Source organism: Desulfobacula sp. (genome assembly GCF_021107415.1).
In genome coordinates this window covers 1-7,387 of the sequence record NZ_JAIOSW010000489.1, presented here as the reverse complement: position 1 = coordinate 7,387, position 7,387 = coordinate 1, and the positions used below count along the sequence as shown (strand labels likewise).

The window sequence follows — 7,387 nt, the reverse complement described above, 5'->3', positions numbered from 1 at the left end:
TAAAGAATATTACCAATCAAAGGGATATATTTTCGGAATTTGCGGGGCATATCAAATGCTGGGCGAATTTGTTGATGACCCTGACGGGCTTGAAGGAAGTGCCGGAAAGACAAATGCTCTAAACCTTTTGCCCGTTCAAACCACACTAAAGGCCCCTAAAACAACAACCTTAAGTGAGTTTAAATGGGGGGATGCCAAAGGCAAAGGATATGAAATCCACATGGGATATACAACCTTAAGTGCGGGAACATCTTTGCTTATGGTGAATTCCAGAAATTGCACTCCCTGCTTTGACACAGATGGCTGTATGTCGGAAGACCGCAGGGTTGCCGGAACCTATATGCATGGTTTTTTTGATTCATCGCAAATTTTATCAAAATGGTTGAAAACAATAGGATTAGACATCAATTATCCATGTGATGACATGCTATCTTTAAAAGAAAAAGATTATATCCTTTTAAAAAAACACTTTGAAGCCCATATTGATATGAGTATAATCGTTTAAATTATGAAATCTTAACCTGAGGGTCACACGTAACCTGAAGGTCACACGCAACCTGAAGGTCACACGCAAATTAAAATTCACGAAATCGTTTACTTTATTCTGTAAATTCTTTATCTTTATTTAAAAATAATGTTAACGTCTTAAAAATTGAAAGAATAAACCTTGGAACAATCGTATCAAAGCCTGTCTCTGCCTGCACTCGCCCTGCAATACGGCACCATCACCAATGAACAATACTCGCATATCAATCGGTTATATTCACTTAAACTAAAAGAAGGTCAACCCCTTGATTTTGACCGGCTTTTGCTAAGCCAGAAGTTTGCCACCCAATACCAGATTGGACTATTAAAACTGATCCGGGAATATCTTATTATTAAAAAGCAGGGGGAAGAATTTGGTAAAATTGCTATTGAAAAAGGATTGGCAACACAGGAAGATGTTGATAAGGCACTTGAGCACCAAAAAAACGAGTTTAAGCGGGCTAAAATTAGAAAATTGATTGGAAATATTCTGGTTGAGTCCCGGGTTATTACAATAAAACAAAAAAATATGATTTTAAAGGAACAGACTTTTCTTGATACACAGGCAGAAAAGATCTTTACTTCATATCAACCAAACCAGATTGACCTGCATAATGGTCAACAAATCGATAAACAAGTAAATCTTTCAGGGTATGAAAAGCAGTTTTTGCAAATAAAAGTATTAGATCAAGAATTTGCCGCAAGTGTTATTGAAAAGAATCTTGCTTCTAAACGGGAAGTTAAGATTGCTCAAAAAGTCCAGGAAGAAAAATTTGAAGAAAAAAAGCAAATTCGAATCCTTGGCGATATCATGGTTGAATTAAATTATTTAACCGAAAAACAGAAAAACCTGATCTTAAGAGAACAGGAGCGAATAGAGGAAAACAATGAGATTGTGACCGATTCAATAATCCAAGTCAGGATCAGTCAGGATCAAATGGAAGCACTTATTAAAATCAAAAAAGATATAAAGCATACTAGTTTACAGGATATCAAACAAGCACTTGAGACCAGGGGAATCCGGTATGGAATTTATCCGGATGCCATTCTTCAATGCAACCTAGATATGGGAAACGATGAATTTATTGCAGCAAAACAGGATTTCTCTTTGGAATTGATCAAAACCAGGAAGGCCTTTTACCATTTTGATACCAGTAAAATAGACACTGAAGTCAAAAAAAAAGGGGCGACATTGGCTGAGCAACGTATTGGAGGAGACACATATTTAAAAAAAGATCTGTTTGGAAATAATATTGAGCAAACCAAAGGACATGACGTTACTTTCAGATGTGCGAGCGGAACAAGATTGTCAAAAGATAACACAAAGGCTTTTGCAGGTAAAACGGGTTTTCCCTCCCTCTCTATTGATCGAAAACTATATGTCCATCCAACGATTAATGTTCTTGAAGATGCAGACCTCAAGTACGGACCACTTGAAATGTATGCAAATTTAAACATTTCAGGTGTTTTAACAGGGGCCTATCCTGTAAATGCAGGAGAAATTAATGCAAGAGAAATCAGAGGCGCACACATTGAAGCTATCGGCAGTGTCAGATCTCAAATCGGTATCACTGACTCCGTAATAAGCGCCCAGGGAGATATTCATGCCAGGTACCTTCATCATTGCAGAATCGAAACCTTTGGAAATGTATATATTGAGAATGAGATCATTGATTCACAAGTCTTTTGCAGCGGCAAAATAGATTCCGACCAATGCCGGATTATCTCTTCAACCTTATATGGTAAAAAAGGTATTGAGCTTGCCGGTGTCGGGAACAATAAAACAAAAGGGTGTATTCTCGGGGCTGGAACTGAACACCATATTCTTGAAAAAGCAAAACAAATTAATATAGAAATTAAAAATATCAGTCGCCAGCTTGATGGGCTGACAGAAAAGAGAGCTGAACAAGATCGTTTTGCAAAAAAATCATTTCAAAAAATGATTGAATTGAAAATTTTTCATGACCGAGCAAAAGACAAAAAGAAAAAACTATCAAATGAATTTAAAAAAAGGACAGAGTCTTTTAAAAAGGAAAAATTAAAAAATATTGTAAAACTAATCGGTAATTTAGAAACAAGAATGGAATCCTCCCTTGCTTCATTAAAAGAATTAAATGAATTAAAAAAAAAATATGAAAAAGAGAATGTCGTCCTTGAAAAAAGAATCAAAAGACTTGAACCAAAAATCAAAAGAAAAATCTTAGAACTTCAAATGAATTTATTTGCTTTTTTTGAATGGACAAGAAAACAGGAAAACATTTCACAAATAAAAATTCATGGAAAAGTATTTCAGAGGACACTCTTAAAAGGCATTTTCTCATCCCTGAAAATCGAAACAAATTTAAACAAATTATCTGTTTTTGAAAAACAAAAGTCAAAAACAGAATATAAAATGGTAGTCCAAAAAAATTAGTGTCTAAATGGTATTGAAAAAATTGTTTTATGAATTGCACCGGACGATGATAATTCGCTTTGAAAAAATTTAATCTCGGAAACAAAAAAATCCTCAGAATGAAAATCTTTAAATTCTCGTAATAGTTGAATCATTGTTTTTGGAAAAATTGGTTTTTTAACCCTCGCTATAGTCAAATGTGGTGAAAATCTTCTATTTTCCTTTTTAATTCCCATTTCCTCAAAAAGGATAACCTCCAAATGATTGACAAGTTTTTCCAAAATATCTGTCTGCCCCCTTGTTCCTGACCAGATGGCCCTGGCCTTTTTTACCGTCGGGAACACTCCTATCCCTGAAACAAACAAAGTATGAATGGGTATTCCTGTTACTGCTTTGGTCATGCATGTTCTAACGGCATCAAGCTTGCTGATACTTATATTTCCAAGAAACTTCAGGGTTAAATGCATAGTTTCGGGCTTTGGCCAGGAAGCCTTGAGGCCTGATGTTTGTAATTGTCCCTGAATATCTTGTAAAAACTTTTTTATCTCTTTTGGAAGGGATATGGCAATAAATGCACGGATATGGTGGTTGTCATCATTCACTATAATCCTTTATTTTTGAAACCAAGCAGAACCCTATACGGCCCGGGAGTACCATGAGGCACAAGGGCCACACGATCCTTATCCTGGATAATCGTATCAAAAGGAGCCACTTTTCCGTTAATGAACACAACCTCAACATCTTCAGGCTCCAATTGAACCAGCTTGACTAAATCCTTTGCGCAGGCTCCCTGTTTCAGTGTCATGGCCACATTGGAATATTCAATTTGTTTTTCTTTCAACTTTTTCTGTAAAAACGAAAATGCATTAAATGTGATGACCGGCATAAGAACCCCCTTTTGTTGATATCTGCGACAAACTATTACACACATAATATAGAAAATCTTACAGATTCACAATGATTTTTAAAACTCCTGGTGGCAAAGTCATTGAAAAAATTAGGTCACGCAGATATACTTATTTTCATGCGACTTCGAATCATCATATTGGTATTGGCCCTGTTTGCATTTTTATCCGCTTCAACCGGTGGGCTTTTGTATTATTACTCTTTTAGAAAAGCTGCCGTTCAAAAAACGGAAGCTGATGCATATTCCAGGTTGAAACTTTTGACGGATCAGCTCTCCTCTTATCTTTCCGAGCATATTAAACCGGTTAAAACCTTATCCGGTATCAATGAATTAAAAACCGCGCTTAAAAACACCAATCTGGAATCGATATACCAGGCCAACCAGATCCTTGATAATTTTACAAAATCCCTTGATCTTGAAGTCAGCTATCTCATGGATAAAAACGGGATTACCTTATGCTCAAGCAATCGAAATGCCCATGACAGTTTCGTGGGAAAAAACTTTTCTTTCAGACCTTACTATAAAAAGGCCATCAAAGGAATTCCCTCCACATATCTTGCTCTTGGCACTACTTCCAAAAAAAGAGGTGTTTATTACTCTCAGCCGGTTTATGATAAAAACCATAGTATCCTTGGGATTGCCGTCATCAAGGCATCAGTGGAGTTTGTTGAAACAAAGCTGTTTAGAAAATCTGATGACACTCTCCTTTTTATTGATCCCGATGGTGTCATTTTCATCTCCAATAAAAATGCATTGAGGTTTAAGCTTTTATGGAAACTTACTGAAAAAAAAATAGATAGCCTGGCAAATTCAAAGCAATTTGGTAATGGTCCATGGGACTGGACCGGATTTTCAAAAAATCAAACCGATTATGCAACAGATAAAGAGAATACTCAATACCTGTTTACCAGTCTTAATGTGGCAAATTATCCAGGCTGGAGAGTTATTAATTTGAGAAATTATAAAAAAATTGAAAAGCAGGTATCAAAGCCTTTTGTTAGAGTCATCGGACCTGTTATCTTTTCTGTGTTAATCCTGACAGGTATTTTAGTGCTGGTTCTTTACCAAATGGGAATCCAGGAAATCACAAAACGTAAAAAAGTAGAAAAAGAACTTCGGCTCAGTGAAGAGCGGTACAGACATATTTACCATAAAACCCCGGTTATGCTTCATTCAATTGACACAGAAGGCAAAATTATCAGGGTCTCCGATCACTGGGTGGAGGTAATGGGATATAAAAGAAAAGAGGTCATTGGTAAAACGCTCATCAGCTTTTTTACCCCTGAATCACAAAAGTATGCCATCAATGTGATCTTTCCCGAATTCTTCAGTACCGGGTTCTGCAAGGATATTCCCTATACCTATGCCAAAAAAAATGGAGAAAAAATGGATATTATGCTGTCCGGCTATGGGGTTAGGGATGAAAAAGGTGATATTCTCCGATCCCTGGCCGTAAGTGTGGATGTAACGGAAAAAAATCGCACCCAAAAAGATCTTCAGATTGCCAAGGAAAAACTGTCGCAATATTCCCATGATTTAGTACAGCAGGTAAAAAAGAGAACAGCCCAGCTTGAGAAAACCCAGAATAATCTGAAAAACCTGTCTAAAAATATTATTGCCTCCCAGGAAAGGGAAAAAGCACTTGTTGCAAGGGAACTTCACGACCATCTGGGCCAGGTTTTAACAGCACTTCGTATAGATGCGGTATGGGTTGAAAAATATTTAACTCGCATTGATAAAACTGCGGGAGACAGGGCCGGGAAAATGTGTTCCTTAATCGATGATACCATTAATGATGTAAGAGACATGGCCTATCGCTTACGACCAAGAGTGCTGGATGACCTGGGGCTTACCGATGCGATGGAGTCCTTGCTCTCGGATTTTGAAAAACGCTCTAATGTTTCCTGTGTGTTCAAGCATGATGAAATTCCCAAAATCAATGACACGCTTGCAACGGCATTATACAGAATTGGCCAGGAAGCTGTAACCAACTCCCTTAAGCACTCAAATGCAACCACCATTATGGTTGAACTTAAAAACGATGAAGAGGGAATCGTTCTAAGCATACAGGACAACGGGTGTGGATTTGATGCTGACAATAACAGTGACATTAATGGATTTGGACTCGAAGGAATGAGGGAACGGGCCAATCTTGTCGGTGGAAAACTTGATATATCTTCCCGATTGTCCCAGGGGTCAAGTATTTGCTGTAAAGTAAAAGTGAAAGGATAATTCATGATTAAGGTACTTCTTGCAGATGACCACAGCATTGTCAGGGAAGGCTTAAAAAAAGTTCTGGAAGACAGCAATGAGATTGAGGTGATTGCTGAAGCCGCAGACGGGGAAGCTGCTTTGGATGAGATCATGAATAAAAAACCCGATGTGGCAATTGTTGATATTTCCATGCCGGGTATGGATGGACTTGAGGTGGTGGCCCGCATTAAAAGTTATTGTTCGGATGTGCCTGTTCTTATTTTAACCATGCATGATGAAGAACAATACGTTATCAGGGCAATAGAAGCAGGAGCCATGGGATATGTCACAAAGCAGTCCGCTCCTGAACAGCTTGTGGCGGCTGTAAAAAAAATTCATTCCGGAGGAAGGTATTTGACTGAAAAGGCAAGTGAAGCCCTGGCCCTCAGGGTGATCCGTGGAAATAAAAACCAGACGCTCACAGAATCCCTGTCCATGAGAGAACTTCAAGTATTGCGAAAGCTTGCCATGGGTTCGACAAACAGGGAAATCGCTACCTCCTATAATATCAGTGTAAAAACAGTTGATACCTATCGATCAAGAATATTAAAGAAACTGAGCTTAAGAAACAATGCTGAATTATCCAGGTATGCCATTCAAAACAAACTGGTGGAATTATAAATTAACGCTTCACTGATTCAAGCGGTCAAAATTAAAAAATATTTTATTTAAAGTGGCTTTGCATTGGTTCATTTCATCTGGCGGAACCCCCTGCTCTGCCTCCACTAGCAATTCTTCAACAACAGCAATCAAATCTGCTTTAAAATCTTTGGCTTTATTGGTCAGATAGACAAGTTTGCTTCGTTTATCATTCCTGTCCGGAATTCTTAACACAATATTCTTTTTTTCCAGAACATTCAAAAGCCTTGTAATGGCAGCCTTGTCTTTTACCGCTATATTGGAAAGCTCCTGCTGGGTCTGTCCATCTTTTCGATATAAATGAACAAGGATGCTCCATTGTTCATAGCTTACGTCAAATCCGGCATCTGAAAATTTTTTAGTCAGTCTTTTAATAATTGATCTGGATGTTCGACCCACTAAATATGCAATAGACGAATCAATAACTTTTTCAAATGTATTCATATTACTGCTTTTTATCTCACAATCGTTGATGATGCAACTAATTTTTCAATAATGAGAAAATAAAAAAATCACCCCTGACAAGAATAGGATGTCAGGGGTGATTCAATTTCTTTATAGAAAGTCTTCTATGCCGAAGTTTTCTTGAAAAAACCTTTTATAGTGCCAATCCAGATACCGCTGAGGAGCCAGGAATAAGCCCAGGTTCCAAACAGAATCAGAACAAATGC

General features: G+C 37.6%; 6 protein-coding genes and 1 pseudogene. 4 read left to right on the top strand and 3 right to left on the bottom strand.

Annotated features, from left to right (window positions below; all coding sequences use genetic code 11):
• Window positions 1-505: pseudogene (locus K8S13_RS24455) on the top strand (cobyric acid synthase); the annotation flags it as partial.
• A 162-nt stretch (window positions 506-667) separates the two neighbouring features.
• The gene (locus K8S13_RS24450; RefSeq protein ID WP_291466343.1) at window positions 668-2,938 is read left to right on the top strand and encodes a FapA family protein; all 2,271 of its coding nucleotides are present in this window, start codon (window positions 668-670) and stop codon (window positions 2,936-2,938) included.
• Here the strand turns inward: K8S13_RS24450 and thpR are convergent.
• Together thpR and K8S13_RS24440 are read right to left on the bottom strand one after the other, a co-directional pair.
• Window positions 2,935-3,519 (bottom strand): RNA 2',3'-cyclic phosphodiesterase, encoded by a 585-nt coding sequence (gene thpR, locus K8S13_RS24445; RefSeq protein WP_291466342.1) that lies wholly within the window; start codon window positions 3,517-3,519, stop codon window positions 2,935-2,937. The genes K8S13_RS24450 and thpR overlap by 4 nt on opposite strands.
• Window positions 3,519-3,803 (bottom strand): MoaD/ThiS family protein, encoded by a 285-nt coding sequence (locus tag K8S13_RS24440; RefSeq protein WP_291466341.1) that lies wholly within the window; start codon window positions 3,801-3,803, stop codon window positions 3,519-3,521. The genes thpR and K8S13_RS24440 overlap by 1 nt, the downstream gene beginning before the upstream one ends.
• 102 nt (window positions 3,804-3,905) lie before the next feature.
• Between K8S13_RS24440 and K8S13_RS24435 the strand changes: the two genes are divergently transcribed.
• A complete protein-coding gene (locus K8S13_RS24435; RefSeq protein WP_291466340.1) occupies window positions 3,906-6,056 on the top strand; it encodes a PAS domain S-box protein in 2,151 nt (716 codons plus the stop codon).
• A 3-nt stretch (window positions 6,057-6,059) separates the two neighbouring features.
• A complete protein-coding gene (locus K8S13_RS24430; protein ID WP_291466339.1) occupies window positions 6,060-6,698 on the top strand; it encodes a response regulator transcription factor in 639 nt (212 codons plus the stop codon).
• Between the two features lie 9 nt (window positions 6,699-6,707).
• On the opposite strand, the gene K8S13_RS24425 is transcribed toward K8S13_RS24430, so the two are convergent.
• On the bottom strand, window positions 6,708-7,160 hold the full coding sequence (locus K8S13_RS24425; protein WP_291466338.1) for a MarR family winged helix-turn-helix transcriptional regulator: 453 nt from the start codon (window positions 7,158-7,160) through the stop codon (window positions 6,708-6,710).
• Window positions 7,161-7,387: the final 227 nt, after the last annotated feature.